This window comes from Pantoea anthophila, assembly GCF_026104315.1.
Taxonomy (GTDB): domain Bacteria; phylum Pseudomonadota; class Gammaproteobacteria; order Enterobacterales; family Enterobacteriaceae; genus Pantoea; species Pantoea anthophila.
Genome location: NZ_CP110473.1, coordinates 452,611 through 473,123, shown reverse-complemented (window position 1 = coordinate 473,123; position 20,513 = coordinate 452,611). Strand labels below are relative to the sequence as shown.

General features: G+C 52.0%; 35 protein-coding genes. 4 read left to right on the top strand and 31 right to left on the bottom strand.

Annotation, left to right across the window (positions count from 1 at the left end):
• Positions 1-9: 9 nt before the first annotated feature.
• From fmt to mscL, 4 genes are all read left to right on the top strand, one after another.
• Positions 10-954, top strand: coding sequence for a methionyl-tRNA formyltransferase (gene fmt, locus OJ965_RS04830; protein ID WP_265138070.1), 945 nt, complete (start codon positions 10-12; stop codon positions 952-954).
• 49 nt (positions 955-1,003) lie between these two features.
• On the top strand, positions 1,004-2,305 hold the full coding sequence (gene rsmB / locus OJ965_RS04825) for a 16S rRNA (cytosine(967)-C(5))-methyltransferase RsmB (RefSeq protein ID WP_265138068.1): 1,302 nt from the start codon (positions 1,004-1,006) through the stop codon (positions 2,303-2,305).
• Positions 2,306-2,323: 18 nt separating this feature from the next.
• Positions 2,324-3,700 carry a Trk system potassium transporter TrkA gene (gene trkA / locus OJ965_RS04820; RefSeq protein ID WP_009087562.1) on the top strand — a complete coding sequence of 459 codons (1,377 nt, stop codon included), beginning with the start codon at positions 2,324-2,326 and terminating at the stop codon, positions 3,698-3,700.
• Positions 3,701-3,821: 121 nt separating this feature from the next.
• A complete protein-coding gene (mscL, locus tag OJ965_RS04815; RefSeq protein ID WP_009087564.1) occupies positions 3,822-4,232 on the top strand; it encodes a large-conductance mechanosensitive channel protein MscL in 411 nt (136 codons plus the stop codon).
• Here the strand turns inward: mscL and OJ965_RS04810 are convergent.
• The 31 genes from OJ965_RS04810 to rplC form a co-directional block, all read right to left on the bottom strand.
• Positions 4,207-4,464 carry an alternative ribosome-rescue factor A gene (locus OJ965_RS04810; RefSeq protein ID WP_154929432.1) on the bottom strand — a complete coding sequence of 86 codons (258 nt, stop codon included), beginning with the start codon at positions 4,462-4,464 and terminating at the stop codon, positions 4,207-4,209. The genes mscL and OJ965_RS04810 overlap by 26 nt on opposite strands.
• A gap of 29 nt (positions 4,465-4,493) precedes the next feature.
• The gene (gene zntR / locus OJ965_RS04805) at positions 4,494-4,940 is read right to left on the bottom strand and encodes a Zn(2+)-responsive transcriptional regulator (protein ID WP_154929430.1); all 447 of its coding nucleotides are present in this window, start codon (positions 4,938-4,940) and stop codon (positions 4,494-4,496) included.
• Complete coding sequence (locus OJ965_RS04800; RefSeq protein ID WP_154929428.1) at positions 4,941-5,312, bottom strand: DnaJ family domain-containing protein; 372 nt, start codon at positions 5,310-5,312, stop codon at positions 4,941-4,943.
• A gap of 94 nt (positions 5,313-5,406) precedes the next feature.
• Entirely contained in the window at positions 5,407-5,793 is a 387-nt protein-coding gene (gene rplQ / locus OJ965_RS04795) for a 50S ribosomal protein L17 (protein ID WP_009087575.1), read from the bottom strand.
• A gap of 40 nt (positions 5,794-5,833) precedes the next feature.
• Complete coding sequence (locus OJ965_RS04790; protein ID WP_003850179.1) at positions 5,834-6,823, bottom strand: DNA-directed RNA polymerase subunit alpha; 990 nt, start codon at positions 6,821-6,823, stop codon at positions 5,834-5,836.
• A gap of 25 nt (positions 6,824-6,848) precedes the next feature.
• A complete protein-coding gene (gene rpsD / locus OJ965_RS04785; protein ID WP_008927131.1) occupies positions 6,849-7,469 on the bottom strand; it encodes a 30S ribosomal protein S4 in 621 nt (206 codons plus the stop codon).
• A 33-nt stretch (positions 7,470-7,502) separates the two neighbouring features.
• Positions 7,503-7,892 carry a 30S ribosomal protein S11 gene (rpsK, locus tag OJ965_RS04780; RefSeq protein ID WP_004160563.1) on the bottom strand — a complete coding sequence of 130 codons (390 nt, stop codon included), beginning with the start codon at positions 7,890-7,892 and terminating at the stop codon, positions 7,503-7,505.
• 16 nt (positions 7,893-7,908) lie between these two features.
• The gene (rpsM, locus tag OJ965_RS04775; protein ID WP_003850176.1) at positions 7,909-8,265 is read right to left on the bottom strand and encodes a 30S ribosomal protein S13; all 357 of its coding nucleotides are present in this window, start codon (positions 8,263-8,265) and stop codon (positions 7,909-7,911) included.
• 146 nt (positions 8,266-8,411) lie between these two features.
• Entirely contained in the window at positions 8,412-8,528 is a 117-nt protein-coding gene (gene rpmJ / locus OJ965_RS04770) for a 50S ribosomal protein L36 (RefSeq protein WP_010252805.1), read from the bottom strand.
• Between the two features lie 32 nt (positions 8,529-8,560).
• Positions 8,561-9,892: a preprotein translocase subunit SecY gene (gene secY / locus OJ965_RS04765; RefSeq protein WP_009087577.1), complete on the bottom strand. Its 1,332-nt coding sequence runs from the start codon at positions 9,890-9,892 to the stop codon at positions 8,561-8,563.
• 7 nt (positions 9,893-9,899) lie between these two features.
• Entirely contained in the window at positions 9,900-10,334 is a 435-nt protein-coding gene (gene rplO / locus OJ965_RS04760) for a 50S ribosomal protein L15 (protein WP_009087579.1), read from the bottom strand.
• Positions 10,335-10,337: 3 nt separating this feature from the next.
• On the bottom strand, positions 10,338-10,517 hold the full coding sequence (gene rpmD, locus OJ965_RS04755) for a 50S ribosomal protein L30 (RefSeq protein WP_003850166.1): 180 nt from the start codon (positions 10,515-10,517) through the stop codon (positions 10,338-10,340).
• A gap of 5 nt (positions 10,518-10,522) precedes the next feature.
• Positions 10,523-11,023: a 30S ribosomal protein S5 gene (gene rpsE, locus OJ965_RS04750; protein WP_003850164.1), complete on the bottom strand. Its 501-nt coding sequence runs from the start codon at positions 11,021-11,023 to the stop codon at positions 10,523-10,525.
• Between the two features lie 14 nt (positions 11,024-11,037).
• Positions 11,038-11,391 carry a 50S ribosomal protein L18 gene (gene rplR / locus OJ965_RS04745; protein WP_003850163.1) on the bottom strand — a complete coding sequence of 118 codons (354 nt, stop codon included), beginning with the start codon at positions 11,389-11,391 and terminating at the stop codon, positions 11,038-11,040.
• Between the two features lie 9 nt (positions 11,392-11,400).
• On the bottom strand, positions 11,401-11,934 hold the full coding sequence (gene rplF / locus OJ965_RS04740) for a 50S ribosomal protein L6 (protein WP_009087581.1): 534 nt from the start codon (positions 11,932-11,934) through the stop codon (positions 11,401-11,403).
• Positions 11,935-11,947: 13 nt separating this feature from the next.
• Positions 11,948-12,340 carry a 30S ribosomal protein S8 gene (rpsH, locus tag OJ965_RS04735; RefSeq protein ID WP_003850158.1) on the bottom strand — a complete coding sequence of 131 codons (393 nt, stop codon included), beginning with the start codon at positions 12,338-12,340 and terminating at the stop codon, positions 11,948-11,950.
• A gap of 32 nt (positions 12,341-12,372) precedes the next feature.
• Complete coding sequence (gene rpsN / locus OJ965_RS04730; RefSeq protein ID WP_008927132.1) at positions 12,373-12,678, bottom strand: 30S ribosomal protein S14; 306 nt, start codon at positions 12,676-12,678, stop codon at positions 12,373-12,375.
• 14 nt (positions 12,679-12,692) lie between these two features.
• Complete coding sequence (rplE, locus tag OJ965_RS04725) at positions 12,693-13,232, bottom strand: 50S ribosomal protein L5 (protein ID WP_003850155.1); 540 nt, start codon at positions 13,230-13,232, stop codon at positions 12,693-12,695.
• Positions 13,233-13,246: 14 nt separating this feature from the next.
• Positions 13,247-13,561, bottom strand: a complete 315-nt coding sequence (gene rplX, locus OJ965_RS04720) for a 50S ribosomal protein L24 (protein WP_003850150.1) — start codon at positions 13,559-13,561, stop codon at positions 13,247-13,249.
• 10 nt (positions 13,562-13,571) lie between these two features.
• Positions 13,572-13,943 carry a 50S ribosomal protein L14 gene (gene rplN / locus OJ965_RS04715; RefSeq protein WP_006120590.1) on the bottom strand — a complete coding sequence of 124 codons (372 nt, stop codon included), beginning with the start codon at positions 13,941-13,943 and terminating at the stop codon, positions 13,572-13,574.
• A 248-nt stretch (positions 13,944-14,191) separates the two neighbouring features.
• Positions 14,192-15,544 (bottom strand): 8-oxoguanine deaminase, encoded by a 1,353-nt coding sequence (locus OJ965_RS04710; protein ID WP_140925504.1) that lies wholly within the window; start codon positions 15,542-15,544, stop codon positions 14,192-14,194.
• A gap of 358 nt (positions 15,545-15,902) precedes the next feature.
• Complete coding sequence (rpsQ, locus tag OJ965_RS04705; protein WP_003850147.1) at positions 15,903-16,157, bottom strand: 30S ribosomal protein S17; 255 nt, start codon at positions 16,155-16,157, stop codon at positions 15,903-15,905.
• Positions 16,157-16,348 (bottom strand): 50S ribosomal protein L29, encoded by a 192-nt coding sequence (gene rpmC / locus OJ965_RS04700; RefSeq protein ID WP_003850146.1) that lies wholly within the window; start codon positions 16,346-16,348, stop codon positions 16,157-16,159. The genes rpsQ and rpmC overlap by 1 nt, the downstream gene beginning before the upstream one ends.
• Positions 16,348-16,758, bottom strand: a complete 411-nt coding sequence (gene rplP / locus OJ965_RS04695; protein ID WP_002438716.1) for a 50S ribosomal protein L16 — start codon at positions 16,756-16,758, stop codon at positions 16,348-16,350. The genes rpmC and rplP overlap by 1 nt, the downstream gene beginning before the upstream one ends.
• Positions 16,759-16,770: 12 nt before the next feature.
• The gene (gene rpsC / locus OJ965_RS04690; protein ID WP_009087585.1) at positions 16,771-17,469 is read right to left on the bottom strand and encodes a 30S ribosomal protein S3; all 699 of its coding nucleotides are present in this window, start codon (positions 17,467-17,469) and stop codon (positions 16,771-16,773) included.
• Between the two features lie 17 nt (positions 17,470-17,486).
• On the bottom strand, positions 17,487-17,819 hold the full coding sequence (gene rplV / locus OJ965_RS04685; protein WP_008927136.1) for a 50S ribosomal protein L22: 333 nt from the start codon (positions 17,817-17,819) through the stop codon (positions 17,487-17,489).
• A 13-nt stretch (positions 17,820-17,832) separates the two neighbouring features.
• Positions 17,833-18,111, bottom strand: a complete 279-nt coding sequence (rpsS, locus tag OJ965_RS04680) for a 30S ribosomal protein S19 (RefSeq protein ID WP_001138115.1) — start codon at positions 18,109-18,111, stop codon at positions 17,833-17,835.
• A 16-nt stretch (positions 18,112-18,127) separates the two neighbouring features.
• Positions 18,128-18,949 carry a 50S ribosomal protein L2 gene (rplB, locus tag OJ965_RS04675; RefSeq protein WP_009087588.1) on the bottom strand — a complete coding sequence of 274 codons (822 nt, stop codon included), beginning with the start codon at positions 18,947-18,949 and terminating at the stop codon, positions 18,128-18,130.
• A 17-nt stretch (positions 18,950-18,966) separates the two neighbouring features.
• Positions 18,967-19,269: a 50S ribosomal protein L23 gene (gene rplW, locus OJ965_RS04670; RefSeq protein ID WP_003850708.1), complete on the bottom strand. Its 303-nt coding sequence runs from the start codon at positions 19,267-19,269 to the stop codon at positions 18,967-18,969.
• Positions 19,266-19,871: a 50S ribosomal protein L4 gene (gene rplD / locus OJ965_RS04665; protein ID WP_009087590.1), complete on the bottom strand. Its 606-nt coding sequence runs from the start codon at positions 19,869-19,871 to the stop codon at positions 19,266-19,268. The genes rplW and rplD overlap by 4 nt, the downstream gene beginning before the upstream one ends.
• A gap of 10 nt (positions 19,872-19,881) precedes the next feature.
• Entirely contained in the window at positions 19,882-20,511 is a 630-nt protein-coding gene (gene rplC, locus OJ965_RS04660; RefSeq protein WP_006120583.1) for a 50S ribosomal protein L3, read from the bottom strand.
• Positions 20,512-20,513 lie beyond the last annotated feature (2 nt).

Here is a 20,513-nt window from a genome sequence, read left to right as displayed (position 1 = left end):
GGGATAAACGTGTCTGCCCCGCTAAAAATCATTTTTGCCGGCACTCCTGACTTTGCAGCGCGTCATCTTGACGCGCTGCTTGCTTCTGAGCATCAGGTTATCGGCGTCTTTACTCAGCCCGACCGCCCTGCGGGTCGCGGCAACAAACTCACTCCTGGCCCGGTCAAAACGCTGGCGCTGGCTCATGACATTCCGGTGTTTCAGCCAAAGTCGCTGCGACCTGAAGAGAATCAGCAGCTGGTTGCTGACCTGCAGGCCGATGTGATGGTTGTCGTGGCGTATGGATTAATTCTGCCCAGGGCGGTGCTGGACATGCCACGTCTGGGCTGCATCAATGTTCACGGTTCGCTGCTCCCCCGCTGGCGTGGTGCCGCGCCGATTCAGCGTGCGCTCTGGGCTGGCGACAGTGAAACTGGCGTCACCATCATGCAGATGGATGTGGGTTTAGATACCGGCGATATGCTGCATAAACTGGCCTGCCCGATTACCTCCCAGGACACCAGTGCCACTCTGTATGACAGACTGGCCCAGCTCGGCCCGCAGGGGCTGCTGGATACGCTGACGTTACTCAACACGCAGCAGGCCTCACCCGAAAAACAGGATGAAGCACTCGCCAGCTACGCTGAGAAGCTGAGCAAAGAGGAGGCGCGTCTTGACTGGAGACTGCCCGCAGAACAGCTTGAGCGCTGTATCCGCGCCTTTAATCCCTGGCCGATGAGTTTTTTCACGATTGACGACCAGCCGGTAAAAGTCTGGCAGGCTACCGTACTGCCTCACCGCGACCATGCACCGGGTGAAATTATCGCTGCAGATAAGCAGGGCATCCAGGTCGCAACCGCCGAGGGCGTATTGAATCTGGTGCAGTTGCAGCCCGCCGGTAAAAAACCGATGTCGGCTCAGGATCTTCTCAACTCGCGTCGGGAGTGGTTTGAACCTGGAACCCTTCTGGACTGACTCTCTGGCCCGGTGACTTACCGGGCTTTTTGTTTGATGACAAAACCCTATGACTAAATCAACCAACCTGCGTAGCCTCTCCGCCCAACTGATTGAGCGCGTTGTGGACAAAGGCGAATCCCTGAATACGGTTCTGCCTGCCGCCCAGAAAAAACTCACCGACAAAGATAGCGCATTAGTGCAGGAGATCTGTTTTGGTGTTCTGCGCACACTGCCGCAGCTGGAAGCGCTGATTGGCAAACTGATGGAACGTCCACTGACCGGTAAACAGCGGGTTCTTCACTATCTGATCATGGTCGGACTTTATCAGCTGGAATATACCCGGGTGCCAGCCCACGCTGCACTGGCTGAAACCGTCGCGGGCGCAGAGGTGCTTAAGCGCACCAGCCTGAAAGGATTATTAAACGGGGTATTACGCCAGTTTCAGCGCCAGCGTGAAACGTTACTCGCCAGCATTCAGGATGGCCCACAACGTTATCTCCATCCGGGCTGGCTGCTTAAGCGATTGCAGCACGCCTGGCCGGAACAGTGGGAGCATATCGTCGAAGCAAATAATCTGCGTCCGCCGATGTGGCTGCGGGTTAACCGTCAGCATCACTCACGTGACGCCTGGCTGACCATGCTGACTGAAAGTGGCAGAAATGCACAGCCGGCTGCCGATGTCCCGGATGCGTTGCGGCTTGATACCCCCGCCCCGGTCAGCCAGTTGCCCGGCTTTGATCAGGGCTGGGTGACCGTACAGGATTTATCAGCCCAGCGCTGCGCTCTGCTGCTCGAACCTCAGAATGGCGAGCAGATTCTGGATTTATGTGCGGCCCCCGGCGGTAAAACGACCCATATCCTTGAGATCGCGCCGGAAGCCGACGTGCTGGCTGTCGATGTGGATGCGCAGCGTCTTAAACGCGTTGATGAGAATCTGCAGCGACTGGGCATGAAAGCGGAGGTCAAACAGGGGGACGGACGGACACCGCAGCAGTGGTGTGGCGATCGCCAGTTTGACCGTATCCTGCTGGATGCGCCCTGCTCTGCAACCGGCGTTATCCGCCGACATCCCGATATTAAGTGGCTGCGCCGCGATCGCGATATCGCTGAGCTGGCAAAGCTGCAGCGTGAGATCCTGGACGCTATCTGGCCGCACCTGAAACCCGGCGGCACGCTGATTTATGCCACCTGTTCCATCCTGCCTGAAGAGAACCACCAGCAGATTGAGGCTTTCCTGCAGCGACAGCACGATGCGCAGGCGGAGCCGCTCAGGGATGCACCGGCGAGCGGGTTACAGGTCTTTCCGGATGCTGAAGGCGGAGATGGTTTCTTCTACGCTAAGCTGATAAAAAATTCGGGTTCACACTGATATGAGTATTGATAAGCGATGAAAATAATCATTCTGGGCGCAGGTCAGGTAGGCGGAACGCTGGCAGAGAATCTGGTGGGTGAAAACAACGATATCACAGTCGTTGATACCGATTCGGCACGCCTGCGTCATCTGCAGGATAAGTTCGATCTGCGTGTAGTACAGGGGCACGGTTCACATCCGCGGATCCTGCGTGAGGCGGGCGCTGAAGACGCCGACATGCTGGTTGCCGTTACCAGTTCGGATGAAACCAACATGATTGCCTGTCAGATTGCTTATTCGCTTTTCAATACGCCGAACCGAATCGCCCGTATTCGTGCGGCGGACTATCTGCGCGATGCAGATAAGCTCTTTATGCCGGAAGCCGTTCCTATCGACCATCTGATCTCACCAGAGCAGCTGGTCATCGATAATATCTACCGTTTGATCCAGTATCCGGGCGCACTGCAGGTGGTGAATTTTGCCGAAGGCAAAGTCAGCCTGGCCGTAGTCAAAGCGTATTATGGCGGGCCTCTGGTCGGGAATCCGCTTTCGATCCTGCGTGAGCATATGCCGCACATTGATACCCGTGTCGCCGCTATCTTCCGTCAGGACCGTCCCATTCGTCCCCAGGGTTCGACCATCGTCGAGGCAGGTGATGAAGTGTTTTTCATCGCGGCCAGCCAGAATATTCGTGCAGTTATGAGCGAAATGCAGCGGCTGGAAAAGCCTTACAAGCGCATCATGTTAGTGGGAGGCGGCAATATCGGTTTCGGTCTGGCACAGCAACTGGAGAAGCACTACAGCGTGAAGCTGATCGAGCGTAATCCCCAGCGGGCCGCCGAACTGGCTGAACATCTTCATGATACCGTCGTCTTTTATGGCGATGCGTCAGACCAGGAGTTGCTTGCAGAGGAGCATGTCGAGCAGGTTGACCTGTTCATTGCGGTCACCAATGATGATGAAGCCAACATCATGTCAGCCATGCTGGCGAAAAAGATGGGCGCCAAAAAAGTCATGGTGCTGATACAGCGTCGCGCTTATGTGGATCTGGTGCAGGGCAGTGTTATCGATATCGCGATTTCTCCTCAGCAGGCCACCATCTCTGCCCTGCTGGGCCATGTCCGTAAAGCGGACATCGTGGGTGTTTCCTCGCTGCGTCGCGGCATCGCTGAGGCGATCGAAGCGATAGCGCACGGTGACGAATCGACATCACGGGTGGTGGGCCGCGCGATTGATGATATCAAACTGCCCCCGGGTACCATCATTGGTGCGGTAGTGCGCGGCGATGATGTGATGATTGCCAATGACAACCTGCGTATCGAGCAGGGTGACCATGTAATCATGTTCCTGACCGATAAGAAATTCGTGTCGGATGTTGAGCGGCTCTTCCAGCCAAGTCCTTTCTTCCTGTAAATCCTGTATTGATTTTCAGTCGGGGGGAGCTATGCAAGACAGCCACCTGTTTGGCTGCGCTTATGGAAAAAACAGCAAGGTTTGTTAGACTTTATGACACTGGCAAGGAGAGGAGTTAAGTATGAGTTTAATCAAAGAGTTTCGTGATTTTGCAATGCGCGGGAATGTGATGGATCTGGCCGTCGGTGTCATCATCGGCGCTGCGTTTGGTAAGATCGTCTCATCATTAGTGGCTAACATCATTATGCCACCGTTGGGCTTATTGATCGGTGGTGTCGATTTTAAATCATTTGCCTGGGTGCTCAAGCCTGCTGTTGGCGACACGCCTGCCGTCGTTATGCAGTATGGTATCTTCCTGCAGAGTATCTTCGACTTTGTCATCATTGCCTTTGCCATCTTTATGGCGATCAAACTGATGAACCGTCTCTACAAGAAAAAAGAAGTTGAGAAGCCTGCACCTAAACCTTCAAACGAAGAAGTGCTGCTGACTGAAATTCGCGACCTGCTTAAACAGCAGAATACCCGCGTGTAGTAAACAAACCGCCTCTGAGGCGGTTTTTTAATGGTAAAGAAGAAGGGCAGTGATAAGACGCTTTCTTATCACTGCCCTCCCATCGCTGCCCCTTGTTGTGTTTTTCCTTTCGTCTGAAGCTGCCCTTACCCTTTTGTTTCTGCTCAATGCGCTGACGGAAAAGCGGGTCGTGTAACAGAGCCTCAATCGCGTTATCGCGGATTTGCCCCCTGGTATGCTGATATTTACTCATAACGCCTCCTGTTGAGATGGTCTGATACTCTATTCCTTTGCGGTAAAATCACAAGACCCTTGTTTGTCTGAAGCCTCTCCCCGCTCCAGTGCCTCCAGAATTGAGCACGAAATGCTACTGTGGCTGTGACCACAACAGGCGTCCGAAAGAATACGCAGAGAACGCTGCATCGACTCAAGTTCCGCTATCATCTGCGCCACTTCATCCAGCCGTTTCTCAACGATCGCTTTTGACTCCTGGCAGGTGTGATGTGCCGGATCGACCCGGATTGACAGTAGTTCCCGGATCGCTTCCAGACTGAAGCCGAGCTTACGACCGTGGCGAATAAATTTCAGACGTTGCAGATCGCCTTCGCTGTAGAGGCGAAAACCACCTTCGGTACGCTCACCATGTTCCATCATCTGCTGCTTTTCATAAAAACGGATGGTGTCAGGCGTTACCTCAGCAAGCTTTGCTAACTGACCTATGCGGAACATCTACTCCTCCTCGCGGAAATGGTGGCGTATCGCGGTAGCATAGTGTCCATGAAGAAAATCGGTACTCATGCCCGCCTGTCGCAAGCGCAGCTCCAGCACCTGAAGCCGGTGACAGTGATCCTGATAGTCACGATCCGCAGGATCCAGCTGGCGAATCAGATCGTTGACTTCCATCGCCTCACGCCTTAACTCCAGCTCGGGGGGCAGAAAGCCAGAATTTTTCAGCAGTCGATACCCTGCCCTTAACTCCGGAGGGACATGACTGTCATCATCCAGCTGTAGCGGTTTGCCAGAGCCAGGAAGGTTACTGAGTTCACCTTTTTCCAGTGCCGCTTTGATGTGCTGTTCAGCAAGTTCGTCTACCAGCCACATAACAGATGCCCTCAAAAATAGAAGCGTCATTCTAAGGTAGCGAATTTCAGGCAATAAAAAACCCGCCGAAGCGGGTTTTTTACGTTGCTGCAGATTACTCTGCGGCTGCTTCTGCTTGAGCTTCTGGACGATCAACCAGCTCGATGTAAGCCATCGGAGCGTTGTCACCAGCACGGAAGCCACACTTCAGAATACGAGTGTAACCACCAGCACGGCTCGCAAAACGCGGGCCCAGCTCATTAAACAGTTTTGCCACGATCTCGTTATCACGAGTACGGGCGAATGCCAGACGACGATTAGCTACGTTGTCGGTCTTGGCAAGAGTAATCAGCGGCTCAACTACGCGACGCAGTTCTTTGGCTTTCGGCAGAGTCGTTTTGATGATCTCATGACGAACCAGAGAACCGGCCATGTTGCGGAACATAGCCTGACGATGGCTGCTGTTGCGGTTCAGTTGACGACCACTCTTACGATGGCGCATGACCTTATCCTTCTCAGTGAAACCTTAACCTGTGATCGGTTTATTCATCAGCAATGCTTGCCGGTGGCCAGTTCTCAAGGCGCATGCCCAGAGACAGACCACGTGAAGCGAGCACATCTTTAATCTCAGTAAGAGATTTTTTACCCAGGTTAGGCGTTTTAAGCAGCTCAACCTCGGTACGCTGTACCAGATCACCGATGTAGTGGATAGCTTCTGCCTTAAGGCAGTTAGCAGAGCGGACAGTCAATTCCAGATCGTCAACAGGGCGCAGCAGGATCGGATCGAATTCTGGTTTCTCTTCTTTAACTTCCGGCTGACGTACATCACGTAAGTCAACGAAAGCTTCAAGTTGTTCAGCCAGAATGGTCGCCGCACGACGAATCGCCTCTTCAGGATCGATTGTGCCGTTGGTTTCCATTTCGATGACCAGCTTGTCCAGGTCGGTGCGCTGCTCTACACGCGCTGCTTCAACATTGTAGGCGATACGGTCTACAGGGCTGTAGCAAGCGTCAACTAACAGGCGGCCGATTGGGCGCTCATCTTCTTCCGAATGAATTCGGGCAGAAGCCGGCACATAGCCACGACCACGCTGAACTTTGATACGCATGCTGATAGCCGCGTTCTCATCGGTCAGATGGCAGATGACATGCTGAGGCTTGACGATTTCGACATCACCATCATGGGTAATGTCGGCTGCAGTCACAGGGCCAATGCCAGATTTATTCAGGGTCAGAATAACTTCATCTTTACCCTGAACTCTTACCGCCAGCCCTTTCAGGTTGAGCAGGATTTCCAGGATATCTTCCTGTACGCCCTCTTTGGTGCTGTACTCATGAAGTACACCATCAATTTCAACCTCGGTCACCGCGCAACCCGGCATGGATGAAAGCAGAATACGGCGCAGTGCGTTACCAAGAGTATGGCCAAAGCCACGCTCTAAAGGCTCAAGGGTCACCTTGGCGTGCGTCGAACTCACTTGCTCGATATCTACCAGGCGCGGTTTTAGAAACTCTGTCACAGAACCCTGCATTGTGTCCTCTCTTTGGTACTAAGCTTTACTTGGAGTAAAGCTCGACGATCAGGTGTTCGTTAATGTCCGCAGACAGATCAGTACGTTCAGGAATACGCTTGAACACACCTTCCATCTTAGTCGCATCAACTTCCAGCCAGGTTGGCTTTTCACGCTGCTCAGCCAGCTCCAGAGCGGCCTTCACGCGAGATTGCTTTTTGGCTTTCTCACGGATGCTAACGACATCATTCGGAGATACCTGATAAGAAGCGATGTTAACAACGCGGCCGTTTACCAGAACAGACTTGTGGCTAACCAGCTGACGTGCTTCTGCACGCGTGGCACCGAAGCCCATACGATAAACTACGTTGTCCAGACGACCTTCCAGCAGAGCCAACAGGTTTTCACCGGTGTTGCCTTTCAGACGAGCTGCTTCTTTGTAATAGTTACGGAACTGACGCTCCAGCACGCCGTAGATACGACGAACTTTCTGCTTCTCACGTAACTGACCGCCGTAATCAGACAGACGCGGTTTACGCGCACCATGCTGACCAGGGGCTTGTTCAATTTTACACTTGGAATCAATCGCGCGAACGCCAGACTTAAGGAATAAGTCAGTGCCCTCACGACGGCTCAGCTTGAGCTTAGGACCCAAATATCTTGCCATTTTCTTTCTCCAACTATCCTAAAAAAACGGGCGTTATACGCGACGTTTTTTCGGCGGACGACAACCGTTATGAGGGATCGGAGTCACATCAGTAATATTCGTGATGCGGAAACCAGCGGCGTTCAAAGCACGAATCGTAGATTCGCGACCTGGACCCGGACCCTTTACCATAACTTCCAGATTCTTAATTCCGTAATCTTTTACCGCTTCTGCACAGCGCTCTGCAGCGACCTGAGCAGCAAACGGAGTGGATTTACGTGAACCGCGGAAACCGGAACCACCGGCGGTTGCCCAACCCAGTGCGTTACCCTGACGATCAGTAATGGTAACGATGGTGTTGTTAAAAGAAGCATGGACATGAGCCACGCCATCTGAGACTTGTTTTCTTACACGCTTGCGTGCACGAACTGGTGCCTTTGCCATTATTTACTCACCCCGATTATTTCTTGATCGGTTTACGCGGACCCTTACGGGTACGTGCGTTGGTCTTGGTACGCTGACCGCGAACCGGAAGACCACGACGATGGCGCAAACCACGGTAGCAACCAAGGTCCATAAGACGCTTGATGCTCAGGGTGATTTCACGGCGCAGATCACCTTCAACAACGAATTTCGCAACTGCATCACGCAGCTGATCAATTTGTTCTTCAGACAGCTCACTGATCTTAACATTTTCAGCAATGCCCGTTGAAGCGCAGATGGCTTTTGAACGGGTTTTACCGATACCGAAGATCGAAGTTAATGCGATAACGGTATGTTTTTGATCAGGAATGTTAATGCCTGCTATACGGGCCACTATGCACTCCTATAATTAAACAAGCACGTCCCATGCTGAAAAGCCCGTTTTCAGGATACTCAAATGGAAACGTACTGACATACAAAAGATTGGCTGGCTAATCTAGCCAGCTCAACCCGACTTTGCAAGAAAAATATGTGACAAAATCAGCCTTGGCGCTGTTTATGCTTTGGCTCGGCGCTGCAGATCACACGTACGACACCGTCGCGACGAATGATTTTGCAGTTACGACATAATCTCTTGACGGAAGCACGAACTTTCATTTTTACTCTCCGTAACTTCTCAACCAACTGAATTAACGGCCGTAGCCTTTCAGGTTAGCTTTCTTCAGTGCCGACTCGTACTGACTGGACATCATCAGAGTTTGCACTTGAGCCATAAAGTCCATGATGACGACAACTACGATAAGCAGTGATGTACCGCCAAAGTAGAAGGGAACCTTCATCGCATCACGCATGAACTCCGGGATAAGGCAGATAAAAGTAATGTACAGGGCGCCGATTAAGGTCAAACGCGTCATTACTTTATCAATATACTTCGCCGTTTGCTCTCCCGGACGAATTCCCGGTACGAATGCACCAGACTTCTTCAGGTTATCTGCTGTTTCACGTGGGTTGAAAACCAACGCCGTATAGAAGAAACAGAAGAAGATGATTGCAGTCGCATAGAGTAGCACATAAAGCGGCTGTCCTGGCTGCAAATACAGCGAAATTGTTGTCAGCCAGTTCCAACCGGTACCGCCCCCAAACCACGATGCAATCGTTGCCGGGAACAGAATAATGCTGGAAGCAAAAATAGCCGGGATAACACCCGCCATATTCACTTTCAACGGTAAATGTGTGCTCTGTGCAGCGTAAACGCGACGACCCTGCTGACGTTTTGCGTAGTTCACCACAATGCGGCGCTGTCCACGTTCAACGAAAATAACAAAGTAGGTCACTGCGAATACGAGTACTGCAACCAACAGCAACAGAAGGAAGTGCAGGTCGCCTTGCCGCGCTTGCTCGATGGTATGGCCAATGGCCGGCGGAAGACCCGCAACAATACCTGCGAAGATAATGATCGAAATACCGTTACCGATACCCCGCTCAGTAATCTGTTCGCCCAGCCACATCAGGAACATTGTTCCTGAGACCAGACTCACAACAGCGGTAAAGTAGAACGCAAAGCCCGGATTCATCACCAGACCCTGCATCCCTGGCATATTCGGCAGACCGGTAGCAATACCGATCGACTGGAATATGGCCAATACCAACGTACCGTATCGGGTGTACTGGCTAATCTTACGACGGCCAGCCTCCCCTTCTTTCTTAATTTCCGCTAACGCTGGATGAACCACCGTTAATAACTGGATAATGATCGATGCCGAGATATACGGCATGATGCCCAGTGCGAAAATAGAAGCACGGCTGAGAGCACCACCAGAGAACATGTTAAACATTTCAATGATGGTGCCACGCTGTTGCTCAAGCAGTTTGGCAAGTACAGTGGCATCAATACCAGGGATTGGAATAAAAGAGCCAATACGGAAGACAATCAGTGCGCCGATGACAAACAGAAGTCTGCGTTTCAGCTCACCAAAGCCGCCTTTGGCACTTTGAAAATCTAATCCCGGTTGTTTAGCCATCTGCTACTTATTCCTCGATTTTACCGCCAGCAGCTTCGATTGCAGCACGAGCACCTTTGGTGACACGCAGGCCGCGAACCGTTACCGGTGCAGAAACTTCACCAGACAGAATTACTTTAACGAATTCAATCTGAACACCGACAATGTTGGCTGCTTTCAGCGCGTTCAGGTCGACGATACCGCCTTCAACTTTCGCCAGATCAGACAGACGAATCTCTGTGGTGATCATTGCTTTGCGAGAGGTGAAACCGAACTTCGGCAGACGACGGTACAGAGGCATCTGACCACCTTCGAAACCGCGACGTACGCCACCGCCAGAACGTGAGTTCTGACCTTTGTGACCACGACCACCGGTTTTTCCGAGGCCAGAACCGATACCACGACCCAGACGCTTAGTAGCGTGCTTAGACCCTTCGGCCGGAGACAGAGTATTTAAACGCATCTCTTACTCCTCCACTTTAACCATGTAGGAAACCGCGTTGACCATGCCGCGTACAGCTGGCGTGTCTTCACGCTCTACGGTATGACCAATACGACGCAGACCCAGGCCAACCAGAGTGGCTTTATGCTTAGGCAAGCGGCCGATTGAACTACGGGTTTGAGTGATTTTAATAGTCTTAGCCATCGTGATTACCCCAGAATTTCTTCAACGGATTTACCACGCTTAGCAGCGACCATTTCCGGAGATTTCATATTGCCCAGGCCGTCGATAGTTGCACGAACCACGTTGATCGGGTTAGTAGAACCATAGGCTTTTGCCAGTACGTTATGAACTCCAGCGACTTCCAGAACGGCGCGCATTGCACCACCGGCGATGATACCGGTACCTTCTGAAGCCGGCTGCATGAACACGCGGGAACCCGTGTGTGCACCTTTAACAGGGTGCTGCAGGGTGCCGTTGGTCAGCGCGACGTTAACCATGTTGCGACGGGCTTTCTCCATCGCTTTCTGGATCGCTGCTGGAACTTCACGCGCTTTACCGTAACCAAAACCTACGCGACCGTTACCATCGCCTACCACAGTCAGTGCTGTGAAGGAGAAAATACGACCACCTTTAACAGTTTTAGAAACACGGTTTACCGCGATCAGTTTTTCCTGCAGTTCGCCAGCTTGTTTCTCGATGTGTGCCATCTTAGACCTCTACCTTAGAACTGAAGGCCAGCTTCACGGGCAGCATCTGCCAGTGCCTGGACGCGACCATGATATTGGAAACCGGAACGGTCGAAAGAAACACCTGTGATGCCTTTTTCGATTGCGCGTTCTGCGATAGCTTTACCTACTGCAGCTGCGGCTTCTTTATTACCGGTATACTTCAGTTGTTCAGTGATAGCTTTTTCTACAGTAGAAGCAGCGACCAGAACTTCGGAACCGTTCGGGGCGATTACCTGTGCGTAAATATGACGCGGGGTACGATGTACCACCAGGCGAGTAGCACCCAGCTCTTTGAGCTTGCGACGTGCACGGGTCGCACGACGGATACGAGCAGATTTCTTATCCATAGTGTTACCTTACTTCTTCTTAGCCTCTTTGGTACGCACGACTTCGTCGGCGTAACGGACACCCTTGCCTTTGTAAGGCTCAGGACGACGGTAGGCGCGCAGGTCTGCTGCAACCTGACCAATCAGCTGCTTATCAGCGCCTTTCAGCACGATCTCAGTCTGAGTTGGGCATTCTGCAGTGATACCCGCGGGCAGCTGGTGATCGACTGGATGAGAAAAGCCCAGTGACAGGTTAACCATATCGCCTTTAACGGCAGCACGATAACCTACACCAACCAGCTGCAGCTTCTTAGTGAAGCCTTCGGTAACACCGATAACCATTGCGTTCAGCAGCGCGCGAGAAGTACCCGCCTGCGCCCAGCCGTCAACGAAACCTTCGCGCGGAGCGAAAGTCAGAGCGTTGTCAGCATGCTTAACTTCAACAGCATCATTGATAGTACGAGTCAGCTCGCCGTTTTTACCTTTAATCGAAATTACCTGACCGTCGAGTTTTACCTCTACGCCGGCAGGAACAACGACAGGTGCTTTAGCAACACGAGACATATGTATCCTCCGATTACGCTACGTAGCAGATAATTTCGCCACCAAGACCAGCCTGGCGCGCTGCACGATCAGTCATGACACCTTTGGATGTAGAAACTACAGCGATGCCCATACCAGCCATTACCTTTGGCAGCTCATCTTTTTTCTTATAGATGCGCAGGCCAGGACGGCTTACTCGCTGAATGCTTTCTACAACAGCTTTACCCTGGAAATACTTAAGAGTCAGTTCCAGTTCCAGCTTGATGTCGCCTTCGATTTTGAAATCTTCAATATAACCTTCTTCCTTCAGAACGTTGGCAATTGCCAATTTCAGCTTGGAGGAAGGCATGGTGACCGCAACTTTGTTCGCGGCCTGACCGTTACGGATACGGGTCAGCATATCCGCGATCGGATCTTGCATGCTCATCTGTGTTACTCCCGTGATTCAATTGGTGACAATTACCAGCTAGCCTTTTTCAGGCCCGGGATTTCACCGCGCATGGCGGCTTCGCGGACCTTGATACGGCTCAACCCAAACTTCCGCAGGAAACCGTGCGGACGACCTGTTTGACGGCAGCGGTTACGCTGACGTGAAGGGCTGGAATCACGCGGCAGACTCTGCAGCTTCAGAACAGCATCCCAACGGTCTTCGTCGGAAGCGTTCACATCAGAGATGATCGCTTTCAGTTCAGCGCGTTTAGCGAAGAATTTGTCTGCTAATTTTGCACGTTTAACTTCACGTGCTTTCATAGATTGCTTAGCCATTAAGTAACCCTACCTTACTTACGGAACGGGAAGTCAAAGGCAGCCAGCAGAGCACGGCCTTCATCATCAGATTTCGCAGTAGTGGTAATGGTGATATCCAAACCACGAACGCGATCGACTTTGTCGTAGTCGATTTCTGGGAAGATGATCTGCTCACGTACACCCATGCTGTAGTTGCCACGACCATCGAATGACTTAGCGGACAAGCCACGGAAGTCACGGATACGTGGAACAGCAATGGTGACCAGACGCTCAAAGAACTCCCACATGCGCTCGCCACGCAGAGTTACTTTACAGCCGATCGGATAGCCCTGACGGATTTTGAAGCCTGCAACTGATTTGCGTGCTTTGGTGACCAGCGGTTTTTGACCGGAGATTGCTGCCAGGTCAGCTGCTGCGTTATCCAGCAGTTTCTTGTCAGCGATCGCTTCACCAACACCCATGTTCAGGGTGATCTTCTCGACCCGAGGGACTTGCATGACAGAATTGTAGCCAAACTCTGTCATGAGTTTCTGGACTACTTCGTCTTTGTAGTAATCATGCAGTTTCGCCATCGTACTACTCCAAATTACTTGATAGTTTCGCTGTTAGACTTGAAGAAACGGACTTTTTTGCCGTCTTCGAATCTAAAGCCTACACGGTCAGCCTTACCAGTTGCCGCGTTGAACAGTGCAACGTTAGAAACCTGAATAGCAGCTTCTTTTTCAACGATGCCACCTGGCTGGTTCAGAGCCGGAACCGGCTTCTGATGTTTCTTCACCAGGTTGATACCTTCAACGATGACCTTACCAGAAGACAGGACATTCTTTACCTTACCGCGCTTACCTTTATCTTTACCGGTCAACACGATAACTTCGTCGTTACGACGGATTTTAGCTGCCATTGTTCGCTCCTTAGAGTACTTCTGGTGCCAGAGAGATAATTTTCATGAACTTTTCAGTACGAAGTTCACGAGTTACCGGCCCAAAAATACGCGTACCGATAGGCTGCTCACTGTTATTGTTCAGAATAACGCATGCATTACCATCGAAGCGAATGACAGAACCGTCCGGGCGACGAACACCCTTCCTGGTGCGCACCACTACCGCCTTCAGGACATCACCTTTTTTGACTTTACCACGAGGAATTGCTTCCTTGATGGTAACTTTGATGATGTCACCGACGCCTGCGTAGCGACGGTGCGAGCCACCCAGAACCTTGATACACATTACGCGACGTGCACCGGAGTTGTCGGCGACGTTCAGCATAGTCTGTTCTTGGATCATTTTAGTGCTCCGCTAATGTCAACTACTACTTCGGGACCTAAACCTCAGGTCGTTAGAAAGCCCCATAATTGAGGGCGCGGCATTGTAACACCGGTTCTCACAGATGGGTAGAAAAAATAAACGGCTCTCAATCGAGCCGCTGATTTTCCCTGATGACAGGGAGGGCGTATTCTAGGGAATAGTGCGAACAGTAGCAAATGTAATCTGCCTTATTTTTCGTCGATCCCCAAATAAAGTGCCCTTCTGTCTCAGCCTGCCAGTTTTGTGGCCAGCTGGTTGTGCTGACGCAGCAGCGCTGGCAGTTCAATTCCGGCCAGTTCTCCTTTACGTACCCGGACTTGTCCGTTAATGATGCTGTAAGCAACCTGTCCCGGATTACAGAACACCAGGGCGGCGACCGGATCGTGCCCTGCCCCAGCCAGGCCTGGCCGATTCAGGTCAAACACCGCCAGGTCAGCCATCATGCCAGGCGCAACAGCCCCCACATCATTACGGTTAAGCACTTTTGCACTGCCCAGCGTTGCCAGCTCCAGAGCCTGCCGTGCGGTCATGGCATCCGGGCCAAACCCGACACGCTGTAGCAGCATCGCCTGACGAACCTCGGCCATCATATCTGAGCTGTCATTGGAGGCAGAGCCATCCACGCCGAGACCGACATGCACACCGGCATCGCACATATGGCGTATCGGGGCGATGCCTGAGCCGAGCCGCATATTTGAGCAGGGACAATGGGCAATGCCCGTTCCGGTGCGGGCAAAGAGTTCAATACCCTGTGGATCGAGTTTGACGCAGTGAGCATGCCAGACATCCTGGCCAACCCAGCCGAGGTCCTCAACATACTGCGCAGGAGTCATATTAAACTTTTCGCGACTGTAGCGGATGTCGCTGTCGTTCTCTGCCAGATGCGTGTGCATCGAGACGCTGAAACTGCGGGCCAGTGCGGCGGACTGCTTCATCAGCTCCCGGCTGACGGAGAATGGCGAACAGGGAGCCACCACGATGCGTAGCATTGAACCATGGCTATCATCGTGATAGCGCTCAATGACCCGCTGCGTATCTTTAAGAATTGCCGCTTCATTCTCCACCAGGCTATCGGGCGGTAAGCCGCCCCGTGATTTCCCCACGCTCATACTGCCCCGGCTTGCATGGAAACGCATTCCCATAACGGCAGCAGCCTCAATACTGTCATCAAGCTGACAGCCATTTGGATAGACATAGAGATGATCACTGGTGGTCGTGCAGCCAGAGAGTATCAGTTCAGCCATCGACACCTGCGTTGAGATACGAATCATCTCAGGTGTCAGGTTCTGCCAGAGAGGATAGAGGTGAGTCAGCCAGTTAAAGAGTTCGCCATTCTGCACAGCCGGAATGGCGCGGGTCAGGCTCTGATACATATGGTGATGCGTATTGATCAGACCCGGAATCACAATGTGCCCACGCAGGTCGATAACCTCATCCGCGCTATCGGGTAGTGCTCCGGCTTCTCCGACCGCCACGATCTGATTTCCTTTGATCAGAACAGAGGCGTTGCGAATTTCCCGACGGTCAGCATCCATGCAAACTACACAGTCGGCGTTCTTCAGTAACAGAGTTCGTTCCATGCTATTGCCTGTAGGTTGATATTGTGTGCTTTCCGATAATAGCGGCAAGCTTTTGGCAGAGCTAATAGCAGGTAACGCAGCAAACAAAGGTAATTTCAACAGTGACCGCCGTAAGCGATCGGGACTCTCCATTTTCACGGCACATTTCCTTGTACAGTTATGACGACACCGGCCTGTTCAGCCCGATGCATTCAGGCCAGACCGCCTGAAGAGTCGCAGCTTACCGCCGGGAAACTGTCGAATTTGTGCGCACTATCAAATCTGCATGGCCGGGGACACAAATGGATCAATCCCGGGGCAGAGGCAAAAAAAAACCCCCTGCCGAAGCAGAGGGTTTCCTCAGAAAAAACGGTTCTGATTACAGAACGGCTTTCTCAATTACGCGAACCAGGGTCCAGGATTTAGTCTTGGACAGTGGACGGCATTCGCGGATTTCTACCACGTCGCCGATTCCACATTCATTGTTCTCGTCATGGATGTGCAGCTTGGTCGTACGCTTAATGAATTTGCCGTAGATCGGGTGTTTCACGAAACGTTCGATAGCAACAACTGCAGATTTCTGCATTTTGTCACTTACTACACGACCCTGCAGAGTACGGATTTTATCGGTCATTACGAACCCGCCTTCTCAGTCAGTAAAGTCTTAACGCGTGCAACATCACGGCGAACCTGTTTCAGCAGATGAGTCTGCTGCAGTTGGCCAGATGCTGCCTGCATGCGCAGGTTAAATTGCTCACGCAGCAGATTAAGCAGCTCAGTGTTCAGCTCTTCAACGCTTTTTTCACGCAGCTCAGTTGCTTTCATTACATCACCGTCTTAGTTACAAAGGTGGTTTTGATAGGCAGTTTTGCTGCTGCCAGCTTGAATGCTTCACGGGCCAGCTCTTCTGGTACGCCGTCCATTTCATACAGGACTTTACCAGGCTGGATCAGGGCAACCCAATACTCAACGTTACCCTTACCTTTACCCATACGCACTTCCAGCGGCTTCTCGGTGATCGGTTTGTCCGGGAATACTCGGATCCAGATCTTACCTTGACGCTTAACTGCACGGGTCATAGCACGACGTGCTGCTTCGATCTGACGAGCAGTCAGACGACCACGGCCAACAGCTTTCAGACCGAAAGTACCGAAGCTAACATCCGTACCCTGCGCCAGACCGCGGTTGCGGCCTTTGTGCACCTTACGGAATTTTGTACGCTTTGGTTGTAACATCAGCGACTCTCCTTACTTACGGCCTTTACGCTGCTGCTTTTTAGGTTGAGCAGCCGGTTCCGGTTGTTCAACAGCAGCCATACCACCCAGGATCTCACCTTTGAAGATCCATACCTTAACGCCGATTACACCATAAGTGGTGTGCGCTTCAGAGGTGTTGTAGTCAATGTCAGCACGCAGTGTGTGCAACGGTACGCGACCTTCACGATACCATTCGGTACGTGCGATCTCGGCGCCGCCCAGACGGCCGCTAACTTCGACTTTAATACCCTTCGCGCCAAGACGCATGGCGTTCTGAACCGCACGCTTCATAGCACGACGGAACATCACACGACGCTCCAGCTGTGAAGTGATGCTGTCAGCAACCAGTTTTGCGTCCAGTTCCGGCTTGCGGACTTCGGCGATATTGATCTGTGCAGGAACGCCAGCGATGTTCGCGACGACCGTGCGCAGTTTTTCTACGTCTTCGCCTTTCTTACCGATAACGATGCCAGGACGAGCGGTGTGAATAGTCACACGGATGCTCTTAGCTGGACGCTCGATAACGATACGAGAGACAGACGCTTTAGCCAGTTCTTTAGTCAAAAACTGACGGACTTTAAAATCGCTGTCCAGGTTGTCAGCGAATTCTTTGGTGTTCGCAAACCAGGTAGAGTTCCATGGTTTTACAATACCCAGGCGAATACCATTAGGATGTACTTTCTGACCCATTGCTAGTCTCCAGAGTCTCAGCGATCGGACACAACCACAGTAATGTGGCTGGTGCGCTTCAGGATGCGATCTGCACGACCTTTGGCACGCGGCATAATGCGTTTCATGGTCGGACCTTCATCAACGAAAATTTTCGTGATTTTCAGATCGTCGATATCAGCGCCATCGTTGTGTTCGGCGTTAGCAATGGCAGATTCCAGAACTTTCTTGACCAGTACAGCCGCTTTCTTGTTGGTGTAGGTCAAAATGTCCAGTGCCTGCGACACTTTCTTACCGCGAATCAGGTCAGCAACAAGGCGAACCTTCTGAGCAGAAGAACGAGCGTGGCGATGTTGAGCTAAAGTTTCCATCTCTTCCTCCTACTTATTTCTTCTTGGCTTTTTTATCAGCCGCGTGACCGCGATAAGTACGTGTCGGCGCGAATTCACCCAGTTTGTGACCAACCATTTCGTCGGAAACAAAGACAGGAACGTGCTGACGACCATTATGGACAGCGATGGTCAAACCGATCATGTTAGGAAAGATCGTTGAACGACGGGACCAAGTGCGCAAAGGCTTCTTGTCACCGCTTTCCACCGCTTTCTCTACCTTCTTCAGCAAGTGCAGGTCAATAAAAGGACCTTTCTTGAGAGAACGTGGCATGGCTTATCCTCTAATATTATTTGCTACGGCGACGTACGATAAATTTATCAGTACGCTTGTTGCTACGGGTCTTCTTACCTTTGGTCTGAACGCCCCACGGAGAAACCGGGTGCTTACCAAAGTTACGACCTTCACCACCACCGTGCGGGTGATCAACTGGGTTCATCGCGGTACCACGAACGGTCGGACGAACACCACGCCAACGGGCTGCACCAGCTTTACCCAGAACGCGCAGCATATGCTCAGCGTTGCCGACTTCGCCCAGTGTTGCGCGGCAGTCAGACTCGACTTTACGCATTTCACCTGAACGCAGACGCAGGGTAACGTAAGAACCTTCACGCGCAACGATCTGCACGTAAGCACCGGCTGAGCGAGCAATCTGACCGCCTTTGCCTGGTTTCATTTCTACGTTATGCACGGTTGAACCCACCGGGATGTTACGCATCGGCAGTGTGTTACCTGCTTTGATCGCAGCATCAACGCCAGACTGAATCTGGTCGCCGGCTTTCAGGCCTTTAGGGGCCAGGATGTAACGGCGTTCGCCGTCTTTGTACAGAACCAGTGCGATGTTCGCAGAGCGGTTCGGATCGTACTCAAGACGTTCAACAACTGCCGGGATACCGTCTTTGTTGCGTTTGAAGTCAACAATACGATAAGCCTGCTTGTGACCACCACCGATATGACGGGTAGTGATACGACCATTGTTGTTACGGCCACCGGATTTGCTGTTTTTTTCTACCAGCGGGGCAAATGGTTTGCCCTTGTGCAGCTCCGCGTTTACCACTTTAACTACATGGCGACGACCCGGAGATGTCGGTTTACATTTAACAACTGCCATTGTCTTTCTCCTCCGACTTACTCAGCGCCGCCAGCGAAGTCCAGATTCTGGCCTTCTTTCAGGGTGACGTAAGCTTTTTTCCAGTCGCTACGACGACCGATACGCTGTCCTTGACGCTTAACTTTGCCCTTAACAACCAGGGTGTTTACGTCTTTAACTTCTACTTCGAACAGTTTCTCAACAGCAGCAACGATCTCTGCTTTGGTCGCGTCATTAGCAACTTTGAGAACGATGGTATTGGTTTTTTCCATCGCGCTAGATGCTTTTTCAGATACGTGCGGCGCGCGCAGTACTTTCAGCAGACGTTCTTCACGGATCATGCCAGCATCTCCTCAACTTGCTTAACTGCATCAGCAGTCATAACGACTTTGTCGAAGGCGATCAGGCTAACTGGATCGATACCAGATGCATCACGCACGTCAACCTTGTACAGGTTACGCGCAGCCAGGAACAGATTCTCATCCAGTTCGCCGGTGATGATCAGCACGTCTTCCAGCGCCATGTCTTTCAGTTTCTGTACCAGCAGCTTGGTTTTCGGCGCTTCTACAGCAAATGATTCGACAACGATCAGACGGTCCTGACGTACCAGTTCGGACAGGATGCTTTTCAGCGCGCCGCGGTACATCTTTTTGTTAACTTTTTGACTGTGGTCTTGTGGCTTAGCAGCAAAGGTCACGCCACCTGAACGCCAGATCGGGCTCTTCACAGAACCTGAACGCGCACGGCCGGTGCCTTTCTGACGCCATGGCTTTTTGCCTGAACCGGTTACTTCAGCGCGAGTTTTCTGCGCGCGAGTTCCCTGGCGGGCGCCTGATGCGTAAGCAACAACAACCTGGTGAACCAGCGCTTCGTTGAAATCACGACCGAAGGTAGTTTCGGAAACAGTCAGCGCGCTCTGCGCGTCTTTCAATACTAATTCCATTGCTATCCCCTTACGCCTTCACAGCTGGTTTAACGATCAGGTCGCTACCGGTAGCACCGGGAACTGCACCTTTAACCAGCAGCAGGTTGCGCTCAGCGTCAACACGTACTACGTCCAGGCTCTGAACTGTTACGCGCTCATTACCCAGCTGACCTGCCATTTTCTTGCCTTTGAACACTTTGCCCGGAGTCTGGTTCTGACCGATAGAACCCGGAACGCGGTGAGACAAGGAGTTACCGTGAGTAGCGTCCTGGGTACGGAAGTTCCAGCGCTTAACGGTACCGGCGAAACCTTTACCTTTAGAGGTGCCAGTTACGTCTACTTTTTTAACGTCAGCGAAAATTTCAACGCTGATGCTCTGACCTACAGAATACTCGTCACCTTCAGCGGTGCGGAATTCCCACAGGCCACGGCCAGCTTCAACGCCAGCTTTAGCAAAATGACCAGCTTCAGGTTTGGTCACACGGTTTGCTTTTTTAGCACCGGTGGTAACCTGAATTGCCTGGTAACCATCGTTCTCCAGGCCTTTGACCTGAGTAACGCGGTTCGCTTCAACTTCGATTACGGTTACTGGGATAGAAACGCCATCTTCAGTGAAGATGCGGGTCATACCCACTTTTTTACCGACTAAACCAATCATTG

Coding starts and splice junctions, on each gene's coding strand:
- rpmC (WP_003850146.1), bottom strand. CDS start 16,348: ATGAAAGCAACTGAGCTGCGTGAAAAAAGCGTTGAAGAGCTGAACACT.
- rplB (WP_009087588.1), bottom strand. CDS start 18,949: ATGGCAGTTGTTAAATGTAAACCGACATCTCCGGGTCGTCGCCATGTA.
- mscL (WP_009087564.1), top strand. CDS start 3,822: ATGAGTTTAATCAAAGAGTTTCGTGATTTTGCAATGCGCGGGAATGTG.
- rpsE (WP_003850164.1), bottom strand. CDS start 11,023: ATGGCACACATCGAGAAACAAGCTGGCGAACTGCAGGAAAAACTGATC.
- rpmJ (WP_010252805.1), bottom strand. CDS start 8,528: ATGAAAGTTCGTGCTTCCGTCAAGAGATTATGTCGTAACTGCAAAATC.
- rplN (WP_006120590.1), bottom strand. CDS start 13,943: ATGATCCAAGAACAGACTATGCTGAACGTCGCCGACAACTCCGGTGCA.
- rpsS (WP_001138115.1), bottom strand. CDS start 18,111: ATGCCACGTTCTCTCAAGAAAGGTCCTTTTATTGACCTGCACTTGCTG.
- rpmD (WP_003850166.1), bottom strand. CDS start 10,517: ATGGCTAAGACTATTAAAATCACTCAAACCCGTAGTTCAATCGGCCGC.
- rplW (WP_003850708.1), bottom strand. CDS start 19,269: ATGATCCGTGAAGAACGTCTGCTGAAAGTACTGCGCGCGCCGCACGTA.
- trkA (WP_009087562.1), top strand. CDS start 2,324: ATGAAAATAATCATTCTGGGCGCAGGTCAGGTAGGCGGAACGCTGGCA.
- rpsK (WP_004160563.1), bottom strand. CDS start 7,892: ATGGCAAAGGCACCAGTTCGTGCACGCAAGCGTGTAAGAAAACAAGTC.
- rpsC (WP_009087585.1), bottom strand. CDS start 17,469: ATGGGTCAGAAAGTACATCCTAATGGTATTCGCCTGGGTATTGTAAAA.
- OJ965_RS04810 (WP_154929432.1), bottom strand. CDS start 4,464: ATGAGTAAATATCAGCATACCAGGGGGCAAATCCGCGATAACGCGATT.
- rpsN (WP_008927132.1), bottom strand. CDS start 12,678: ATGGCTAAGCAATCTATGAAAGCACGTGAAGTTAAACGTGCAAAATTA.
- rplX (WP_003850150.1), bottom strand. CDS start 13,561: ATGGCAGCTAAAATCCGTCGTAACGACGAAGTTATCGTGTTGACCGGT.
- rsmB (WP_265138068.1), top strand. CDS start 1,004: ATGACTAAATCAACCAACCTGCGTAGCCTCTCCGCCCAACTGATTGAG.
- OJ965_RS04790 (WP_003850179.1), bottom strand. CDS start 6,823: ATGCAGGGTTCTGTGACAGAGTTTCTAAAACCGCGCCTGGTAGATATC.
- OJ965_RS04800 (WP_154929428.1), bottom strand. CDS start 5,312: ATGTGGCTGGTAGACGAACTTGCTGAACAGCACATCAAAGCGGCACTG.
- rplR (WP_003850163.1), bottom strand. CDS start 11,391: ATGGATAAGAAATCTGCTCGTATCCGTCGTGCGACCCGTGCACGTCGC.
- rplE (WP_003850155.1), bottom strand. CDS start 13,232: ATGGCGAAACTGCATGATTACTACAAAGACGAAGTAGTCCAGAAACTC.
- rpsH (WP_003850158.1), bottom strand. CDS start 12,340: ATGAGCATGCAAGATCCGATCGCGGATATGCTGACCCGTATCCGTAAC.
- rplC (WP_006120583.1), bottom strand. CDS start 20,511: ATGATTGGTTTAGTCGGTAAAAAAGTGGGTATGACCCGCATCTTCACT.
- rplQ (WP_009087575.1), bottom strand. CDS start 5,793: ATGCGCCATCGTAAGAGTGGTCGTCAACTGAACCGCAACAGCAGCCAT.
- rplP (WP_002438716.1), bottom strand. CDS start 16,758: ATGTTACAACCAAAGCGTACAAAATTCCGTAAGGTGCACAAAGGCCGC.
- rplF (WP_009087581.1), bottom strand. CDS start 11,934: ATGTCTCGTGTTGCTAAAGCACCTGTCGTTGTTCCTGCCGGCGTAGAG.
- OJ965_RS04710 (WP_140925504.1), bottom strand. CDS start 15,544: ATGGAACGAACTCTGTTACTGAAGAACGCCGACTGTGTAGTTTGCATG.
- rplD (WP_009087590.1), bottom strand. CDS start 19,871: ATGGAATTAGTATTGAAAGACGCGCAGAGCGCGCTGACTGTTTCCGAA.
- zntR (WP_154929430.1), bottom strand. CDS start 4,940: ATGTTCCGCATAGGTCAGTTAGCAAAGCTTGCTGAGGTAACGCCTGAC.
- rpsD (WP_008927131.1), bottom strand. CDS start 7,469: ATGGCAAGATATTTGGGTCCTAAGCTCAAGCTGAGCCGTCGTGAGGGC.
- rplV (WP_008927136.1), bottom strand. CDS start 17,819: ATGGAAACTTTAGCTCAACATCGCCACGCTCGTTCTTCTGCTCAGAAG.
- secY (WP_009087577.1), bottom strand. CDS start 9,892: ATGGCTAAACAACCGGGATTAGATTTTCAAAGTGCCAAAGGCGGCTTT.
- rplO (WP_009087579.1), bottom strand. CDS start 10,334: ATGCGTTTAAATACTCTGTCTCCGGCCGAAGGGTCTAAGCACGCTACT.
- rpsQ (WP_003850147.1), bottom strand. CDS start 16,157: ATGACCGATAAAATCCGTACTCTGCAGGGTCGTGTAGTAAGTGACAAA.